Origin of the sequence: Pseudonocardia sp. CA-107938 (assembly GCF_050936315.1) — a bacterium.
Classification (GTDB): Bacteria; Actinomycetota; Actinomycetes; order Mycobacteriales; family Pseudonocardiaceae; genus Pseudonocardia.
Map to the genome: position 1 here is coordinate 746,702 of NZ_JBNJNA010000001.1, position 17,282 is coordinate 763,983.

Consider the following 17,282-nt stretch of genomic DNA (forward strand, 5'->3'; position numbering starts at 1 on the left):
TGGAGCTGATCAGTGGAAGTAGGCGTTGTTCGACGCCGGGCGGAACATCAGCACGAGGATCGCGACGCACAGGGCCAGCGTGAGCAGCGAGAACACCAGCGTGAGGATGCCGAGGAGCGGCACGAACGCGATGACCACGAACGAGCCGAACACGCCGAACAGGTTGGCCAGCGCGCCGATGCCGGCCAGCACCGCCAGCACGATGCGCGCCCAGTTGAACCCGGCGCGCATCTGGATGCCGAGCCAGAGGCCGATGGCCCCGACGATCACCCAGACGACCAGCTGGCCGATCATGCTGCCGATCCCGCCGCTGTACCCGTAGGCGATGCCGGAGAAGAGCGCGGCGGTCAGGATCCCCGACAGGATCGTGCCGACGAGGTTGAGGCCGATGATGCCCACCAACGCGAGGAACGCCTGGTGGACCTGCTTCGGCGGCTGGCTCTGCGCGTACTGCCGCTTGATCCCGTCCGGCGTGAACTCAGGCTTCGGGCCCACACCCTGCGGCGGGCCGTACCCCTGCGGCGGCTGCCCGTACCCGGGCGGCGGCTGGCCGTAGCCGGGGGGCGGCTGCTGGCCGTAACCAGGAGGCGGCTGCTGGCCGTATCCCGGGGGCGGTCCCTGCTGCTGGGGAGCCTGGCCGTAACCCTGCTGGCCGTATCCGGGCCCCGGTGGGGGCTGCTGACCCGGCCACTGCGGGTCGGAAGGCGACGTCATGAGCCGGAACGTAGGCCCGCTACTGCATCCGTGTCCAGCACGTTCCGACAACGGCGATATCACCCTATGCGTACAAGGGTCACTGTGCGTGGTCCAGCCGGTTCGCGAGCTCCGTGGCCCAGTACGTGAGCACGATGTCCGCACCTGCCCGGCGGATCGATGTGACGGTCTCCACGATCGCGCGGTCCCGTTCGATCCACCCGTTGGCCGCCGCGGCCTCGACCATCGCGTACTCACCCGACACCTGGTACGCCGCCACGGGCACGTCCGCTGAGTCGGCGAACGTCCGCACGATGTCGAGGTACGACATGGCCGGCTTCACCATGACCATGTCGGCGCCCTCCTCGAGGTCGAGGGCGAGCTCGCGCAGCGCGTCGCCGGCGTTGCGGAAGTCCTGCTGGTAGGTCATGCGGTCACCGGTGAGCTGCGACTCCACCGCCTGCCGGAACGGCCCGAAGAACGCCGACGCGTACTTGGCGGTGTAGGCGAGGATGCCGATGTCGGTGTGGCCGGCGGAGTCGAGCGCCGCGCGGATCGCGCCGACCTGGCCGTCCATCATCCCGCTGGGGCCGAGCATGTGCGCCCCGGCCTCGACCTGGGCGAGTGCCAGCTGCACGTAGCGGTCGAGCGTGGCGTCGTTGTCGACCCGGCCCTGCGCGTCGAGGACGCCGCAGTGGCCGTGGTCGGTGAACTCGTCGAGGCAGGTGTCGGCCATCAGGACGGTCGCGTCGCCGACCTCGGCGCGGACGTCGCGCAGCGCGACGTTCAGCACGCCGTCCGGGTCGATGCCCGCCGATCCCGTCGCGTCGTGGGTCTCGGGCACGCCGAAGAGCATGAGCCCGCCCACCCCCGCGGCGACCGCCTCGACGGCGGCTTTCCGCAGGCTGTCCCGGGTGTGCTGCACCACGCCGGGCATCGAGGCGATCGGCACGGGCTCGGTGGCGCCCTCCTTCACGAACATCGGGAGGACGAGGTGTCGCGGCGCGAGATCCGTCTCGGCGGCGAGCCGGCGCATGGCCGGAGTGGTGCGCAGCCGCCGCGGGCGGTGTTGCGGGAAGCCCATGTGCCGGACCTTACGCCTCACCCTTCGAGGCCCGATCTTGACAATGTCTAGATTCGCGTTATCTTGACATCGGCAAGATCTGGGAGGAGTCGAGATGCAGGCAACCGTTCCGGCCCCGCTGGTGCGGGGGCTCTGGCAGGTGCTCGAGCCCGTCCACGCGGTGCTCTACTACGCCCCCGAGGTGACGGCCGAGGCCGCCGCGCTGGGCTACGCCACCGGCACCCGGTGGCCGTCGTACTTCCCGCTGCGCTCCGCGCCGCTCGGGCGGCCAGGAGCCACCGTGGTCGCGGCGGCGTTCTACAGCTTCGCCCCCGAGTTCGTGGCGGAGCACATGGACGCGGCGTGGACCACCGCAGAGCCGTCCGACGTGCTGGCTGCCCGCGAGCGCGGCGTCGCGGCGGCGTTGCACGCACTGCTGCCCGACGCGCCCGGCATCGTCGAGGCCGCCGGGATCGCGCGCCGGGCAGCGGAGGCGGCGGTCACCGCCGGGCGTCCGCTCGCCGCGGGGAACGCCGCGCTGCCCTTCCCGGACGACCCACTGCTGCAGCTGTGGCACGCGGCCACGATCCTGCGCGAGCACCGCGGCGACGGGCACGTGACGGCGCTCCTGGACGCCGGACTCGACCCCGTCGAGTCGCTGGTGTCGTTCGCCGCGATCGGTGCGGCACCGCGCGCCACGTTCGCCAGCCGCGCGTGGACCGACGAGGCGTGGGACGCGGCCGTCGACCGGTTGCGCAGCCGTGGCCTGCTCGACGCCGACGGCACCGCCACCGACGCCGGACGGGCCCTCCGGGATCGCGTGGAGGAACGCACCGACGCGCTGGCCGCGCAGCCCTGGGCGGCGATCGGCGTGCCGGAGGCGGCGAAGCTGGCCCAGCTGGTCGGCCCGCTGACGGCGAGGATCGCGGGATCGGGCCTGCTCCCGGCGGTCAGCACGCTGGGCATCCGCCGCCCCACCTGACCACACAGTGACATGGTCGGCCGGGGCCGACGGGCGAGCCCGCCCCGCACCCTGATGGGTGCGGGGCGGTTCGCGCATCTGCGCTGCACCGCGTGGCCTCGGGCCGACGCGCTGCTCAGCGGCGGCGGGCCTTCACCTTCCGCGGCGGGGGCAGTGCACCCTCCGCGCGGAGCTTCGCCGCGTGCGCCGCGAGAGCGTCGACCAGGGCGGGGACGCGGGCCTGCTCCGGCTGCACGTCGACGCGCAGGCCGAACTCGCGGGCGGTCTCCGCGGTCTGCGGGCCGATGCATGCGACGATCGTGCGGGCGTGCGGCTTGCCCGCGATCCCGACGAGGTTGCGCACCGTGGACGAGCTGGTGAAGCACACCGCGTCGAAGCCACCGGTCTTGATGGCCTCGCGGATCGGGGCGGGCGGCGGCGCCGCGCGCACCGTGCGGTACGCGGTGACGTCGTCGATCTCCCAGCCGCGCTCGCGCAGACCGGCCGCGAGGGTCTCGGTGGCGATGTCGGCCCGCGGGAGCAGCACGCGGTCGACCGGGTCGAGCACGTCGTCGTAGGGCGGGAAGATCGACAGCAGGCCCTCGGACGACGTCTCTGCCGGGTCGGTCTCGTCCGGCACGACCTCGGGGTTGATCCCGAACGCGCGGACGGCGTCGGCGGTGGCCGAGCCGACGCAGGCGATCTTCACGCCGGAGAACGCGCGGGCGTCGAGCCCGAACTCGCCGAACTTCTCCCACACCGCACGCACCGCGTTGGTGCTGGTGAACACGACCCACTGGTAGCGGCCGTCCACGAGGCCCTTGACGGCGCGCTCCATCTGCGCGGGCGAGCGCGGCGGCTCGACGGCGATGGTGGGCACCTCCTCGGCGGACGCGCCGTGCACGGCGAGGCGATCGCTCATCGCGCCCGCCTGGTCCTTGGTGCGCGGCACCAGCACGCGCCAGCCGTACAGCGCGCGCGACTCCCACCAGGACAGCTCGCCGCGCAGGCCCACCTCGTCGCCGATGGTGAGGACGAGCGGGCCCTCCAGGTCGGAGCCGGCCGACGCCAGCTGCGCCAGCGTGGTCTCGACGGTCTTCTGCGTGGTGAACGTGCCGTTCACCGTGATCGCGACGGGCGTCTGCTCGGCGATGCCGTTCTGGGCGAGCCCGGCGGTGACCTCCTGCAGGAGGTTCGCCGTGGCGTGCAGCACGAGCACGCCGGGGGCGGCGGCGAGCGCGGCCCAGTCGACCCCGGCGCGGACGTCGGCCTCGACGTGCGCCGAGCCGACCGGCACGCCCGCGTACGCGGGGACGGCCGAGCCGGCGGGCACACCGGGCACCACGTCGAACGCGACGCCGGCCTTGGCGACGGCGACGGCCTCGGCGACCACCGAGTCGGTGGTCATGGGGTCGCCGGTGACCAGGCGGACGGCAGTGCGCCCGTCGGCCACCACGGCCAGCAGGTCGCGGGCGACGTCGGCCGGGTCGCCGACGGCGGGGCGCACGTCGGCGCCCTCTGCGGCGAGCGCGAGGACCTGCTCGGGCACGTCGACGTCGTGGACGACGACGGGCGCGCCGGTCAACGCCGTGCGCGCGCGGACGGTCAACAGCCCGGGGTCGCCGGGCCCGGTGCCGACGAAGGCCACTCGGCCCGGGGGTGCGGTTGGTGCAGTCATCTTCAGGGAGCTCCCGATCCAGCGGTCCTCTGCGGCGGTGTCGACGTCAACGCGTCGCCGCCCATGTCGAGCAGCTCGGCGGCCAGTGCCGCCCCGAGCTTCTCGGCGTCGTCCATCTCTCCGGTGATCGAGGCGCGCAGGAGCGCCCCGTCATTCGTGCCGACCACAGCTCGCAGGGAGATGCGGTCCACAGCCCGGCCGTCGTCGTCGAGGTCGGACACGACGTCGGCGAGCGCGCCGATGATCGCGTCGCAGTCGGCCTCGAGGCCGGCCAGCAGGGCCCGTTCGGCGGCCACGGCCGCCCGCGTGTACTCGTCCTCCAGCACGGCGGCGAGCTCTCCGACCAGCTCGACGTCGCCCTTGCGGCACTCCACGGCGAGCGCGCCCTGCGCGGCCGCCGGCAGCATCTGCAGGGGGTCGATCAGCTCGGTGGCCTCGTCGACCCGGCCGAGCCTGCGCAACCCCGCCGCCGCGACGACGACGGCGTCGAGCTGGCCGGAGGCGACCTTCCCGACGCGGGTGTCGACGTTGCCGCGGATCGGCACCACCTCGATGCCGAGGCCCAGCGCCTGCAGCTGGGCGGTGCGCCGCGGCGAACCGGTGCCGACGCGGGCGCCGGCGGGCAGCTCGCCGAGCACGAGCCCGTCGCGGGCGACGAGCGCGTCGCGGGGGTCCTCCCGCGGCGGCACGGCGGCCAGCACCAGCCGGGGATCCGGGGCGCTGGGCAGGTCCTTGTAGGAGTGCACCGCGATGTCGACCTCGCCCGCGGCGAGCGCGTCGCGCAGCGACGACACGAACACCCCGACGCCGACCTCGGCGATCGGCGCCGCCGAGCGGTCGCCCGGCGTGGAGACCTCGACGAGCTCGACCTCGTGTCCGGCGGCCCGCAGCTGGTCGGCCACGATGCCGGACTGGGCCATGGCGAGCTTGCTGGCCCGCGTTCCGATGCGCAGCTTCATCAGCTCTCCTCCCGTTCCATCCGGGCCTCCAGCGCGGCGATCACGTCGCCGCTGCGCTGGACGGCCACGGCGGCGGGCGCCTGCGGGTCGAGCTCGAACAGCGTGCGCAGCGCGGCGGCGTAGCTGTCGCCGTCGGGGCCTTCGGCCAGGCGCTTCACCTGGACCGTCGGGGTGTGCAGCAGCTTGTCGACGACCCGGTGGACGCTGCGCGCGAACTCCTGGCGCAGCTTGTCGTCGATGTCGGGCAGGCGCGAGTCCAGCCGCAGCAGCTCGGCGTCGATGACCTCGGCGGCGCGCTTGCGCAGCGCCGTGACCGTGGGGGTGACCTCGGCCGAGCGCTGCGCGGCCAGGTAGGCCTGCGCCTCCTCGGCCACGATGTCCTGCGCCATCGTGACGGACGCGCCGCGCGCGCCGTCGGACAGCCGCTCCTGCAGCGTCGCCAGGTCGACGACGGTGACGTCGGCCAGCTCGCCGACCGACGCCTCGACGTCGCGGGGCAGGCCGAGGTCGCACACGACCAGCGGGCGCCCGGCCCGATCGCCGACGGCGTCGCGACCGACGACGCTGCCGACCGCGCCTGTGCAGGCGACGAGCAGGTCGGCGTCGGCGAGCTCGGCGGCGAGCACGTCGAGGGTGCCGGCGCGGGCCGGGGTGCCCTGTTCGGCGGTGAGGGCGGCGAGCCGCTCGGCCCGCTCGCCGCTGCGGTTGAGCACGACGATCTCGCCGGCCCCGGCGCGGCGCAGGTGCGCGGCTGCGAGCCCGCCCATCGCGCCGGCGCCGACCAGCACCGCGCGGATGCCGGTGAGGGATCCGCCGAGCCCGTGGGCCGCGTCGGCCAGCGCCTCCGAGACGACGGACGCGCCGGCGGCGTCGATGCCGGTGCGGGCGTGCACCAGCTTGCCGACGCGCAGCGCGTGCTGCGCCAGCTCGTGCAGCACCCGGCCCGCGGTGCCCGCCTCCTGCGCGGTGGCGTACGCCGCGCGCAGCTGGCCCAGGATCTGCGCCTCGCCGACGACCATCGAGTCGAGCCCGGCCGCGACGGCAAACAGGTGCTGCACCGCCGATCCGGCGTAGTGCACGTACAGGTGCTCGGTGAGCTCCAGCAGCGGCAGGCCGGCGTGCCGCGCGAGGGCCTCGCCGACGTCGGCGAGCCCGCCGTGGAACGCGTCGACGACCGCGACGACCTCGATCCGGTTGCACGTCGACAGCAGCACGACCTCGGAGACGTGCGAGCCGCGCATCAGCTCGTCGAGCAGCTTCGGCACGTCCTCGGCACCGACGACGGCCCGCTCCAGCACGCCGACCGGGGCACTGCGGTGCGACAGCCCCACCACCAGCACGCTCATGACAGCAGCCCTCCCGCCCCGTTGACGGCGTGGCCGTTCACGGTGGACTCCAGATGCCGCCGCGCGACGTGGAAGGCGAGGATCTGCAGCTCGACGGCGAGGTCGACCTTGCGCACCTCCACCTCGTCGGGCACCTGCAGCACGACGGGCGCGAAGTTGAGGATGCTGCGCACCCCGGCGGAGACGAGCTGGTCGCACACGGTCTGCGCGGCAGGCGCGGGCGTGGCCACGATGCCGATCGTGACGCCGCGCTCGGCGCACACGCGCGGGATCTCGCGGACGTGCTCGACGAGGATGCCGTTGATGTGGATGCCGACCAGGTCGGGGTCGACGTCGAACAGGGCGGTGACCGGGAAGCCGGTGCCGCTGAACCCGCCGTAGCCGGCGAGCGCGTGGCCGAGGTTGCCGATGCCGACCAGCGCCACGGACTGGGCGTGGTTCTGGCCCAGCGCCTCCTCCAGCTGGTGGCGCAGCGGCGCGATCTCGTAGCCGACGCCGCGGGTGCCGTACGAGCCGATGTAGGAGAGGTCCTTGCGGAGCTTCGCCGGGTTGACGCCCGTGGCGACCGCCAGCTCGTCGCTGGAGACGGTCTCGGCGCCCTGCTCGGCCAGCTCGCCGAGCATCCGCAGGTAGACCGCGAGCCGGGCGACGCTCGCCTCGGGGATGGCCCGCCGGGTGGCGGTGGGCCCCTCGGCGGCGGGCTCCGGCGGCGCGGTCACGTCCTCGTACTCCTCGCTCGGCTGTGCCGGTGGTGGGCGGGCGCAGCGGCACGAGGGGCCGCGCGTTCCGAGGCCGTCGAGCGACCCCGGGAACGGGGTGTTGACGGCGACTGGCAACCACGGTAGCTGCTTGTGAACACAGGCACAAAGTTGCGATCTTGATCGGGAACGTGCTCGGACCGCGCCTGTCCGGACGGGAAACCGGTGGTCGTCGCGAGTGGCCCGCTCGTCGCAGCCGGTACCGCCGGGTACGCAGGTGAGGACCCTCACGTCCGCCTCTCGACGCGCCGAGCCGTCCGATGGCGGGCGCCGGGACGTGGAGAGCCGCCGCGGGGCCGTGCGGCGTGCGGTCAGACCTTCGGCATCAACACTTTGTCGATCACGAAGACGGTGGCGTTCGCGGTCGGGATGTTGCCGCACAGCACCTTCGCCGTGGTGCCCTGCGGATCGGTCACCGTCGGCGCTTGCGCGGTGCCGCCGATGGTCAGCTCGGCGCCGGTCAGGGAGTGCACGGTCTTCGCGGACTGCAGGCCCGCCGCGTCGTAGCGGGTGCCGACGACGTGCAGCGCCAGCACGTTCGTCACGGCGTGGCTGTCGGCGAGCATGGCGGCGTACCGCTCGGGGCCGAGCGCGACGCGCACCTCCTCGAACGCGGCGTCGTCGGGCGCGAAGACGGTGACCGACTGCTGCTGGTCGAGGGTCGCGGCCAGCCCGGCGGCGCCGATGATGGAGCCGAGCTGGGACAGCGGCGGGTTGGCGCCCAGCGCGGTCGCCACGGGCTGGCGGGCCATGGTCGCGAGCGAGCCGGGGACGTCACCCTGCGGCAGCCGGCTGCAGCCCGGGCCGAACACCTGGCCGTTGCTCGTGGCCGGCGCCGACGTCGTGGGCACCGGCGTGGCCGTGGTGGTCGCGGGCGGCGGCACGGGCCCGGCCGTGCAGCCGGCGAGGACGGCGGCCAGCGCGGCGCAGCACAGGAGTTTCCGCACGGTGTTCCTCTCTCGACGCCCGGCGATCGCCCCCGATCCTTGCCCACCCGCGCTGGGTGGGGTGCGTCAGCCTGCGGTGAACGAGAACGCCGGCCAGCCCGACGCCCCGTCCGGGACCGGGTCGGCGCGCACCTGCGTCTGGACGACGCCGTGCGCGTCCGTCGCCCGCACCTCGGCCTGGTGCGCGCCGGGCGCCACGTCGACGGTCGTGCGCCACATCCGCCACGCGTCCCGGCTCACCTCGGTGGACAGCTCGGCGTCCTGCCACGGCCCGTCGTCGACACGCAGCTCGACGCGGCTGATACCGGTGTGCTGCGCCCACGCGACCCCCGCGAACGTGACGCGGCCGGGCGGCACCGGGGCGAACCCGCGCGGCACGTCGATCCGGCACTCCGTCTTGATCGGCCCGCGCTCGGCCCACCCGCGCTCGAGCCAGTACGCCTGCCGCGCGGCGAACGTGGTGGCCTCGAGGTCGACCACCCACTTCGTCGCCGACACGTACCCGTACAGGCCCGGGACGACCATCCGCACCGGGAACCCGTGCTCCGGCGGCAGCGCCTCCCCGTTCATGCCGACGGCCAGCAGCGCACCCCGGTCGGGTTCGAGCAGCACGTCCAGCGGGGTGCCGGTGTACCAGCCGTCGACGCTGCGGCTGAACAACTGGTCGGCGCCGGGCCGGATGCCCGCCTCCAGCAGCAGCGGCCGCAGCTCGACGCCGACGAACCGCGCCGTCGAGATCAGGTCGCCGCCGACCGGGTTCGAGACGCAGGTCAGCGTGACGTCGCGTTCGACGAGCGGGCGGGCCATCAGGTCGGCGAAGGTCAGCGTCAGCTCCCGGTCGACCATGCCGTGCAGGCGCAGCGACCAGTCCGCCGCCTGCATCGACGGCACCCGCAGCGCCACGTCGATCCGGTAGAAGTCGGCGTTCGACGTGTGGAACGTGGGCGTGCCGAAGTCGGCCCGCGGGGGAAGCGGCGGCAGGGTCGCGGTCCGCGCGGCCCGCAGCATGGCGGTGACCTGCGCGCGTGAGTCCACCACCCCACGGCCCAGCGCCCAGCCGCCGACGCCGCCTGCCACCGCCGCGAGCCCGACCCCACCGGCCGCGCCGACCAGCACGGTGCGCCGCGACGGCCCGTCCGCGGCGGGCTCGTCGACGCGGCGCGCGAGACCGTGCAGCCAGTGGAACACCCCGACGCCGGCCCCGAGCGCCGCCAGCGGCGCGGCCAGGTCCAGCGGCGCGAACGTCGGCGCGAAGAGGACGGCGGCGAGCCCGACCAGCCCGAGCCCGATCACGACGCGCACGCCGCGGCGGGGCGCGGTCCGGGACAGCAGCCCGGCCGTCACGGCCAGCGCGAGCAGCACCACGGCCACGCCCAGCTGCAGGACCAGCTTGTCCCGCTCCGGGCCCAGCGACTTCCCGAACTCCGTCAACCACTGCGGCGACAAGCGGATCACGGCGTCCGCAACGGCGACGAACGGCGCCGAGCCCGGCCCGAGCAACCCCGCGACCAGCTGGCCTGCGCCCACTGCTGCGGCCACGGCCAGCACGCCGACCAGGGCCGCCACCGGGCGCGAGAGCGGCGGGGTCGACACCGGACGGGCCGCTGTGGTGCTCACACCCACATCTTCGACCGCCGCGAGCGTGCCCGGGTGCACGGAACCCTTACCGGTCGGTGACGCCGGCCGATGAGGTGGGGTTGATCATGGGCAAGACGTCGTCAGTCGATCTCCACGAGCAACGTTTTGCCCATGATCAACGCCAACCTCGCCTGCCGCCTCACCCCGCCAGCGCCGCCCGCAACCGCGGCTCCTCCACCCGCCAGAAGCCGTGCTCCTTGCCGTCGACCTCGATCACCGGGACGCGGTCTCCGTACTCCGCGCGCAGCTCCGGGTCGGTGTCGACGTCGACCGCCGACCAGCCGACGCCGAGCTCGCCGCAGATCCGCGCGACGTCCTGCTCGGCCGTGACGCACAGGCCGCACCCGACGCGGGTGTAGACGACGACCCGGCTCACGCGTTCCCCCCGGCGAGGACGCGCCGCGCGACCTTTCCCGTGGGCGTGCGCGGCAGCGCGTCCACGAACTCGATGACCGCCGGCACCTTGAACCGCGCCAGCCGCGCGGCGCAGTGCGCGCGCACGGTCGCCTCGTCCAGGTCGGTGCCTGGTTCGCGCACCACGACGGCCTTCACGACCTCGCCCAGCCGCTCGTCCGGCGCCCCGACGACGGCGGCCTCCGACACGCCGTCGAGCTCGGCGAGCACCTGCTCCACCTCGTGCGGGAAGACGTTGAACCCGCTCACGATCACCACGTCCGACGAGCGGTCGACCAGGTGCAGGTCGCCGTCCGCGTCGAGGAAGCCGACGTCGGCGGTGCGGAACCAGCCGTCGGCGTCGGGTCCGCCGGCGCGGTCGGGCCAGTAGCCGGAGAAGAGGTTGGGTCCGCGGACGGCGACCAGGCCGGTGTCGTCGGCGGGGTCGTCGTCCCAGTCGTCGTCCTCGGCACCGGCGTCGAGCGGCTGCCCGTCGACGTCGACGAGCCGCAGCTCCACACCCGGCAGCACCCTGCCGACCGAGCCCGGCTTCGGCGGCCGGTCGAACGCGTTGGTGGCCACGACCGGGCCGGCCTCGGTGAGCCCGTACCCCTCGACGATCCAGTGCCCGGTGGCGTCGTGGAACGCCGCCAGCCACTCCCCAGGCAGGGGCGCGCCGCCGGACGTGCAGACGCGCAGCCCGGCCGTCGCCGCGCGCAGCCGCTCGCCGGGCAGGTCGAGCAGCGCCCGGTACATCGACGGGACGCCGCCCAGCGCGCTGATCCGCTCGCGGCCGAGCACGTCGACGACCGTCTCGGCGTCGGCGTTGTCGGCCAGCACGACGGTGGCGCCCGCCCAGCACGCCTGCAGCACCCCGGCGGCGAAGCCGAGCACGTGGAAGAGCGGCATCGTGAGCAGCACCCGATCCACGGGCGCCACGGGAGCAGGCCGCAGGGCCGCCGCCTGGGCCCGGTTGGCGAGCACCGCGCGGTGGGAGAGGCACACGCCGCGCGGGGTGCCGGTGGTGCCCGACGTGTAGATCAGGAGGGCGATGTCCTCGGGGTCGCCGGCGGGGGTGTCGCCGGGCTCCGCAGGCGGACCGCTCGGCGCGTCGGACGGGGGCGGGCCGAGCACCGTCGCGCCCACCGCGTCAGCACTCCCCACAGCCGCGTCGTCACCCTCCGCAGCCACCACGACCCGTGGCCGACAGTCCGCGAAGACGATGTCGAGCTCGCGCCGGACGGCCACCGGGCCGTACGGAACGGCCACTGCGCCGGCCCGCAGCGCACCCAGCACCGCCACGCAGAAGCCGGCACCGCCGGGCAGCCGGACCACGACCCGTTCGCCGGGTGCGGCCCCGGCTGCGCGCAACCGGGCCGCCTCGCCGTCCACGGCCCGGTCCAGTGCCGCCCAGGTGAGGGTGTTTCCGCTGGTCACGTCGATGATCGCGGGCTGGTCGGGGGTCCGGCCGGCCGCAGCCGTCACAAGATCGGCGATCCGCACGGGACGGCCGTCGGCGAGGGTCGGTGGCGTGCTGTCCACGGGGCTCCAGTGGTCGTCTGCGATGGCGTCCGGCACTCGGATGCGTCCGAGTCTTTCACGACCGACGGGCCCTGCGGAGCCCGTCGGCGGGCGGCATGCGACACGCCGACACGCCCAATTCGTTACGTTGACCGCGCGTAGTCGGCCGCTCACCGGAACCGATGCGCGTCGGGGCGCAACCGCGTGCCTTCCGACACCACCCCGCCCGTATGCTCCGCCGCTACAGACAGATCGACGCGACGACGCTCCGGGACGTCGCACTTACTCACCCGAGGGAGTGGCATGCAGCCTCTGTGCAGAGCACCGCGAGCCGACCCTCGGCGAGGTGTCCAGCACCCACGCGAAACCAGCCCGGAGTCATGACTCGTCCGATGCGACCGCACCGGCTTCTCCGTCCCGATGCCAGCACCGACACCACCCGTTCCCCGGCGGGTGGGGAGGTACCGATGACACCGACGACCGCAGCACCGGTCGGGCCGCCCCAGGGCTCGATCGGCTCGGCCCGGCAGGCGCTCCCCGGTGGCCCCGCGCTCCCCCGGCCCCGCACCGCCTACCCCACCAACGGACACCCCGGCGCGGGAGTTCCCCGACCCGACGCCGCCGCGTACGAGCACCCCGTCGAGTCGACGGTGACGTTCCCGCAGCCGAACCTGCCGGTCGACTCCCTCGACCACGGCGGCGACCAGCCCAGCGAGCCCGACGACGAGTCGACCGGCGGCTGGACGCTCGTCAAGGCGGCGCAGGACGGCGACATGGCCGCCTTCGGCGAGCTGTTCGACCGGTACTACGACGTCGTCTTCCGCTTCGTGCTGTTCCGGGTCGGCGACCGCACCCTCGCCGAGGACATCACCTCGGAGACGTTCGTCCGCGGGCTGCGCCGGATCAGCTCGGTCAGCTACATGGGCCGCGACATCGGCGCGTGGTTCATCACGATCGCCCGCAACCTGATCTTCGACCACGTCAAGTCCAGCCGCTACCGGCTGGAGCAGGCGACGAGCGACATCGTCGACCTGTCGCCCAGCACGAACGGTCCCGAGCAGCAGGTGCTCGACGGGGCGACGAACGAGGAGCTGCTGCGGTGCGTCCGCAAGCTCAACCCGGACCAGCAGGAGTGCATCCAGCTGCGGTTCCTCCAGGGACTCTCCGTCGCCGAGACCGCGCAGATCATGGATCGCAACGAAGGGGCGGTGAAGGCGCTGCAGCACCGAGCGGTGCGCCGCCTCGCCCAGCTCCTCCCGGAGGGGTTGCGATGAGGGGATCTCCCAATATCGACTCGGTTGCTCTGGTTGTTACAGGAGCGACGAATGAACGACTCGATGCGGTGAACGGTCCCCGGGCCGTAACCTGCGCGGCCGAGGTTCGTTGTGCGGGTGGACGAACAAGGTTCGGACGCCCGCGGCGACAGCACGCAGGCGCTCCGAAGAGCGCAGGACTGCAGTGAGGACGGCCAACATGCCCGCCGGACGGGGCAACGACGCAGAGCGGTTCGCCGCGGCGCTGGAACAGGGGCGATCCCCCGGGTACCACGCCGACGCCGAGCTCGCTCATGAACTCGAGATCGTGGCGATGCTGCGTGCCTCGGGGTCGGCCTACGCGCCGTCTCCCGATGCCAAGGCGCGTTCGCGGGCTCGGGTGCTGGCGGCACTCGCCGCCGAGAACGGGGCGGGAGAGCTCGCGCCGACGGCCATGGAGATGACCTTACCGATCTCCGACAGCCGCCTCGCACCTACCCCCCGTAACCGGTCGGACGCACTGCGTGACCAGGAGGAGGCGCCCGCGGAGATCACCTCCCGGATCGCGCCCATCGAGGAGCCGGCGTTCGAGGACGAGTCGTACGACTACGACGATTCCTACGACGACTCGTACGAGGACGATTCGTACGACGACCACGACGAGCCCGAGGTCGAGGAGCGCAGCTCCTCCGCCCACGGCGCCGTGCGCTCGCGCAGCGGCCGCCGCGTGGGGCGGCACACGATGCCGAGCCGGCCCGCCAGGCTGGCCGGGTCGGCCCGTCCCGGCCGTCGCAGCCGCAGCCCGTTGCGCCGCATCGCCGTCACCGCGTCCTTCGCGCTGCTCGCGCTCGTCGCCGTCGCGGGCGGCGGCATGTTCGCCAGCCGCGACGCCCTGCCCGGCGACACGCTCTACGGCGTGAAGCGGGTCGCGGAGTCGGCCGGCACTGCACTGACCTTCGACGACGCCGCGCGCGCCACCCGTCACCTCCAGCTGGCGAGCACCCGGCTCAACGAGGTCGAGCAGCTCGTCGACCACAAGCGCACCACGCAGGCCGACCCGGCGCTGCTGTCGGACGCGATCCTGGACTTCGACTCGGCCACCGGCGAGGGATCCACGCTGATCCTCACCGAGGACGAGGCCCACGATCCGGCGCGGCTCGCCGACCTGCAGGCCTGGGCGGCCGAGCAGGTGAGCCGCCTGTCCACGCTGCGGTCGGGCCTGCCGGTCTCGGCGCAGACCGAGGTCGACCACTCCATCGAGCTGCTCGACAAGCTGCGCCAGCGCGCCGCCGAGCTCGAGGACCGGGCGTCCTGCGAGGACGTCACCTCCGGGCACACGGACGACGTGGGGCCGATCCCGGCCACCACCGACTGCGACCCGTCGGCCGGCGACGACGACAGCAAGCCGTCGACGCAACCGTCCCGCAGCGGTGGCTCGGGTTCCGGCACGAGCGGCGGGCCCACCAGCGGCCCCAAGGGGCTGCTGCCCGGCCTCCTCGACGGCAGCTCGTCCCCGTCGGCCAGCAGCGACGACGACGACGCCACGGACGGCACGTCCAGCGCCGCGCCCACCACGTCGGCGTCGATCAACGTGCCGCTGCCCCTGCCGCTGCTGCCCCCGATCAACCTGCCGCCGCTGCTGCCGGGTGGCCGGGGCATCACCATCGGCTGAGCACACGGACCAGCCCGCCAGTTGAGGCCGTCGCGGTTCCACCGCGGCGGCCTCGACTGTTCGAGCGGCCGTTCGGACTACGCTGGACATCTCAGGAGCATCAGGTCGGAGGGGCCGCACGCGTGGCTGAAGCAGAACCACTCGCCGGCGCTGCCGGCGAGCCCGAGGGCACGGAGCGGTCACGCATCGCGGGCGAGGCGTCTGCAGCCGCCGCTGTCGCCACCAGTGACGTCGCCGAGCAGGGTCCGGCCGAGGCGCCGCAGGCCGACCTCACCGCCGCTGCGTTCTTCGATGTCGACAACACGATGATGATGGGCGCGTCGATCTTCCACTTCGCCCGCGGCCTGGCGGCGCGCAAGTTCTTCACCACGTCCGACCTGCTCGGCTTCGCGTGGGAGCAGGTCAAGTTCCGGGTCGGCGGCCGCGAGACCGACGTCGCCGGCCACCGCGACACCGCGCTGTCGTTCGTCGCCGGCCGCAACGTCGACGAGATCGTCTCGCTCGGCGAGGAGATCTACGACGAGCTCATGTCCGACCGGATCTGGGCCGGCACCCGCGCCCTCGCCCAGATGCACCTCGACGCGGGCCAGCGCGTCTGGCTGGTCACCGCCACCCCCGTCGAGCTGGCGCTCATCATCGCGCGCCGGCTCGGCCTCACCGGGGCGCTCGGCACCGTCGCGGAGAGCGTCGACGGCGTCTACACCGGGCGGCTCGTCGGCGAGATCCTGCACGGGCCGGCGAAGGCGCACGCCGTCCGCGCGCTGGCCGTACGGGAGGGGCTGGACCTGCGCCGGTGCAGCGCGTACTCCGACTCGGTCAACGACGTGCCGATGCTCTCCGCCGTCGGCACCGCGGTCGCCGTCAACCCCGACTCGGAGCTGCGCGACATCGCCAAGGACCGGGGCTGGCAGATCCGCGACTTCCGCACGGGCCGCAAGGCCGCCCGCATCGGCGTCCCCTCCCTGCTCGGCGCCGGCGCCATCGCCGGCGCCGTGGCCGTCGGGTACGCGTACCGCAAGCGCTGACGGGCCCGCCGCGCCGCGGTTCCGGCGCCCGCGAGTCGTGGCTCCGGTACCCGCGAGTCGTGGTTCCGGCGTGGGCGAGTCGCGGAAGTCATGACACCGAGATGCGGATTCCGGTCACGCGGCCAGGCCTCCCGGGATCCCCATCTCACCGTCGCGAGAGCTACGACTCGCGCGCGCCGGAACCGCGACTCGCCGGGCCAGGCGGCCGGTTCGGGGCGCGTACGTCTCGCACTCGCGCCGCCGGTTCCCCGTCGAGGGCGCGCAAGAGCTAACCGAGGAACACGTTCCGGCGCTGCGCGAGCAGCCGGTAGAGGGTGTGCTGGATGGTCTCGCGCACCTGGTCGGTGAGGTTGAAGACCGTCATGGGGTCGTCGGCCTCGGCGGGGTCGATGGTGTCGGTGCGGATCGGCTCGCCGAACTCGATGTACCACTTGGACGGCAGCGGGACCGCCCCGAGCGGCCCGAGCAGCGGGAACGTGGGCGTGACCGGGAAGTACGGGGCTCCGAGCAGCCGCGCGAGGGGCTTGATGTCGCCGATCTTCGGGTAGATCTCCTCCGCGCCCACGATGGACGCCGGGATGATCGGCACGCGGGTGCGCAGCGCCGCGGAGACGAAGCCGCCGCGGCCGAACCGCTGCAGCTTGTACCGGTCGCGGAACGGCTTGCCGATGCCCTTGAAGCCCTCCGGCCACACGCCGACGAGCTCGCCGCTGCGCATCAGCCGCTCCGCGTCGGGCGTGCAGGCGAGCGTGCTGCCGCCCTTGCGCGCGAGCACGCCGACGCCGGGCAGCCGGAACATCAGGTCGGCGCCCAGCATGCGCAGGTGGCGCTGCGCGGGGTGGTCGTCGTGCAGGGCGACGGCCGTCATGAGCGAGTCGACGGGCAGCGTGCCGGAGTGGTTCGCCACGACGAGGGCGCCGCCGACGTCGGGGACGTGGTGCATGCCGATCGTCTCGACGCGGAACCAGCTGCGGTACAGCGGCCGCAGCAGGGGCAGGAGGACGTTGTCGGTGAGGTCGACGTCGAAGCCGAACTCGTCGACCGCGTACTCGCCCTCCAGGCGCCGGCGCAGGAACTCCAGCGCGGACGCCAGGGTCTCCTCCCACGCGGCCGGTTCCGGCTCCGGCGACGGCTCCTCGTGCAGCCGGACGGGTTCCTCGGGCAGCGGTGCCGACGCCTCGGGGCGGCGGACGGTCGGTCCTGGGCCGCCGAGCCGCCAGCGGGTGCGGCTGCCCGAGTCGTCGGCGTGCAGCGGGATGACGCGGGCTCGCGTCTCCGTGTCGGTCACGTCGGATCCTCCACGTGAGCTGGAATGGTCCGTGGCCCGCGCCCGGGCCCGGCTGGCGGCGACGTTGCGGCGGCGTCGCTGCACGGC

Annotated in this window: 15 protein-coding genes; 4 read left to right on the top strand and 11 right to left on the bottom strand. The window is 73.9% G+C overall.

Features of this window, described 5'->3' with window-relative positions; all coding sequences use genetic code 11:
• Positions 1-9 precede the first annotated feature (9 nt).
• Together ACQEVB_RS03790 and hemB are read right to left on the bottom strand one after the other, a co-directional pair.
• The gene (locus ACQEVB_RS03790; protein ID WP_432964996.1) at positions 10-714 is read right to left on the bottom strand and encodes a hypothetical protein; all 705 of its coding nucleotides are present in this window, start codon (positions 712-714) and stop codon (positions 10-12) included.
• A 79-nt stretch (positions 715-793) separates the two neighbouring features.
• A complete protein-coding gene (hemB, locus tag ACQEVB_RS03795; protein WP_432964999.1) occupies positions 794-1,777 on the bottom strand; it encodes a porphobilinogen synthase in 984 nt (327 codons plus the stop codon).
• 94 nt (positions 1,778-1,871) lie between these two features.
• Here hemB and ACQEVB_RS03800 point away from each other — a divergent pair, with 94 nt between their 5' ends.
• A complete protein-coding gene (locus ACQEVB_RS03800; RefSeq protein WP_432965002.1) occupies positions 1,872-2,738 on the top strand; it encodes an SCO6745 family protein in 867 nt (288 codons plus the stop codon).
• 115 nt (positions 2,739-2,853) lie between these two features.
• Here the strand turns inward: ACQEVB_RS03800 and ACQEVB_RS03805 are convergent, their stop codons facing one another.
• The 8 genes from ACQEVB_RS03805 to ACQEVB_RS03840 all read right to left on the bottom strand — a co-directional run bounded on the left by ACQEVB_RS03805 (position 2,854) and on the right by ACQEVB_RS03840 (position 11,978).
• On the bottom strand, positions 2,854-4,395 hold the full coding sequence (locus ACQEVB_RS03805) for a uroporphyrinogen-III synthase (protein WP_432965005.1): 1,542 nt from the start codon (positions 4,393-4,395) through the stop codon (positions 2,854-2,856).
• 2 nt (positions 4,396-4,397) lie between these two features.
• Positions 4,398-5,354, bottom strand: a complete 957-nt coding sequence (gene hemC, locus ACQEVB_RS03810; RefSeq protein ID WP_432965008.1) for a hydroxymethylbilane synthase — start codon at positions 5,352-5,354, stop codon at positions 4,398-4,400.
• A complete protein-coding gene (locus ACQEVB_RS03815; RefSeq protein ID WP_432965011.1) occupies positions 5,354-6,700 on the bottom strand; it encodes a glutamyl-tRNA reductase in 1,347 nt (448 codons plus the stop codon). The genes hemC and ACQEVB_RS03815 overlap by 1 nt, the downstream gene beginning before the upstream one ends.
• On the bottom strand, positions 6,697-7,419 hold the full coding sequence (locus ACQEVB_RS03820) for a redox-sensing transcriptional repressor Rex (protein ID WP_432965014.1): 723 nt from the start codon (positions 7,417-7,419) through the stop codon (positions 6,697-6,699). The genes ACQEVB_RS03815 and ACQEVB_RS03820 overlap by 4 nt, the downstream gene beginning before the upstream one ends.
• 350 nt (positions 7,420-7,769) lie before the next feature.
• Complete coding sequence (locus ACQEVB_RS03825) at positions 7,770-8,405, bottom strand: fasciclin domain-containing protein (RefSeq protein WP_432965017.1); 636 nt, start codon at positions 8,403-8,405, stop codon at positions 7,770-7,772.
• 66 nt (positions 8,406-8,471) lie between these two features.
• The gene (locus ACQEVB_RS03830) at positions 8,472-10,022 is read right to left on the bottom strand and encodes a molybdopterin-dependent oxidoreductase (RefSeq protein WP_432965020.1); all 1,551 of its coding nucleotides are present in this window, start codon (positions 10,020-10,022) and stop codon (positions 8,472-8,474) included.
• Between the two features lie 160 nt (positions 10,023-10,182).
• Complete coding sequence (locus ACQEVB_RS03835; RefSeq protein ID WP_432965023.1) at positions 10,183-10,419, bottom strand: glutaredoxin family protein; 237 nt, start codon at positions 10,417-10,419, stop codon at positions 10,183-10,185.
• A complete protein-coding gene (locus ACQEVB_RS03840; RefSeq protein WP_432965026.1) occupies positions 10,416-11,978 on the bottom strand; it encodes an AMP-binding protein in 1,563 nt (520 codons plus the stop codon). The genes ACQEVB_RS03835 and ACQEVB_RS03840 overlap by 4 nt, the downstream gene beginning before the upstream one ends.
• 629 nt (positions 11,979-12,607) lie before the next feature.
• Here ACQEVB_RS03840 and ACQEVB_RS03845 point away from each other — a divergent pair.
• From ACQEVB_RS03845 to ACQEVB_RS03855, 3 genes are all read left to right on the top strand, one after another.
• Positions 12,608-13,231, top strand: a complete 624-nt coding sequence (locus ACQEVB_RS03845; RefSeq protein ID WP_432980119.1) for a sigma-70 family RNA polymerase sigma factor — start codon at positions 12,608-12,610, stop codon at positions 13,229-13,231.
• A 199-nt stretch (positions 13,232-13,430) separates the two neighbouring features.
• A complete protein-coding gene (locus tag ACQEVB_RS03850) occupies positions 13,431-14,882 on the top strand; it encodes a DUF5667 domain-containing protein (RefSeq protein ID WP_432965029.1) in 1,452 nt (483 codons plus the stop codon).
• A gap of 122 nt (positions 14,883-15,004) precedes the next feature.
• On the top strand, positions 15,005-15,907 hold the full coding sequence (locus ACQEVB_RS03855; RefSeq protein WP_432965032.1) for an HAD family hydrolase: 903 nt from the start codon (positions 15,005-15,007) through the stop codon (positions 15,905-15,907).
• Positions 15,908-16,175: 268 nt separating this feature from the next.
• Here the strand turns inward: ACQEVB_RS03855 and ACQEVB_RS03860 are convergent, their stop codons facing one another.
• The gene (locus tag ACQEVB_RS03860; protein ID WP_432965035.1) at positions 16,176-17,195 is read right to left on the bottom strand and encodes a lysophospholipid acyltransferase family protein; all 1,020 of its coding nucleotides are present in this window, start codon (positions 17,193-17,195) and stop codon (positions 16,176-16,178) included.
• Positions 17,196-17,282 lie beyond the last annotated feature (87 nt).

Bases quoted from the DNA above. Each gene is read 5' to 3' on its own strand.
- ACQEVB_RS03790 (WP_432964996.1), bottom strand. From the start codon at position 714: ATGACGTCGCCTTCCGACCCGCAGTGGCCGGGTCAGCAGCCCCCACCG.
- hemB (WP_432964999.1), bottom strand. From the start codon at position 1,777: ATGGGCTTCCCGCAACACCGCCCGCGGCGGCTGCGCACCACTCCGGCC.
- ACQEVB_RS03800 (WP_432965002.1), top strand. From the start codon at position 1,872: ATGCAGGCAACCGTTCCGGCCCCGCTGGTGCGGGGGCTCTGGCAGGTG.
- ACQEVB_RS03805 (WP_432965005.1), bottom strand. From the start codon at position 4,395: ATGACTGCACCAACCGCACCCCCGGGCCGAGTGGCCTTCGTCGGCACC.
- hemC (WP_432965008.1), bottom strand. From the start codon at position 5,354: ATGAAGCTGCGCATCGGAACGCGGGCCAGCAAGCTCGCCATGGCCCAG.
- ACQEVB_RS03815 (WP_432965011.1), bottom strand. From the start codon at position 6,700: ATGAGCGTGCTGGTGGTGGGGCTGTCGCACCGCAGTGCCCCGGTCGGC.
- ACQEVB_RS03850 (WP_432965029.1), top strand. From the start codon at position 13,431: ATGCCCGCCGGACGGGGCAACGACGCAGAGCGGTTCGCCGCGGCGCTG.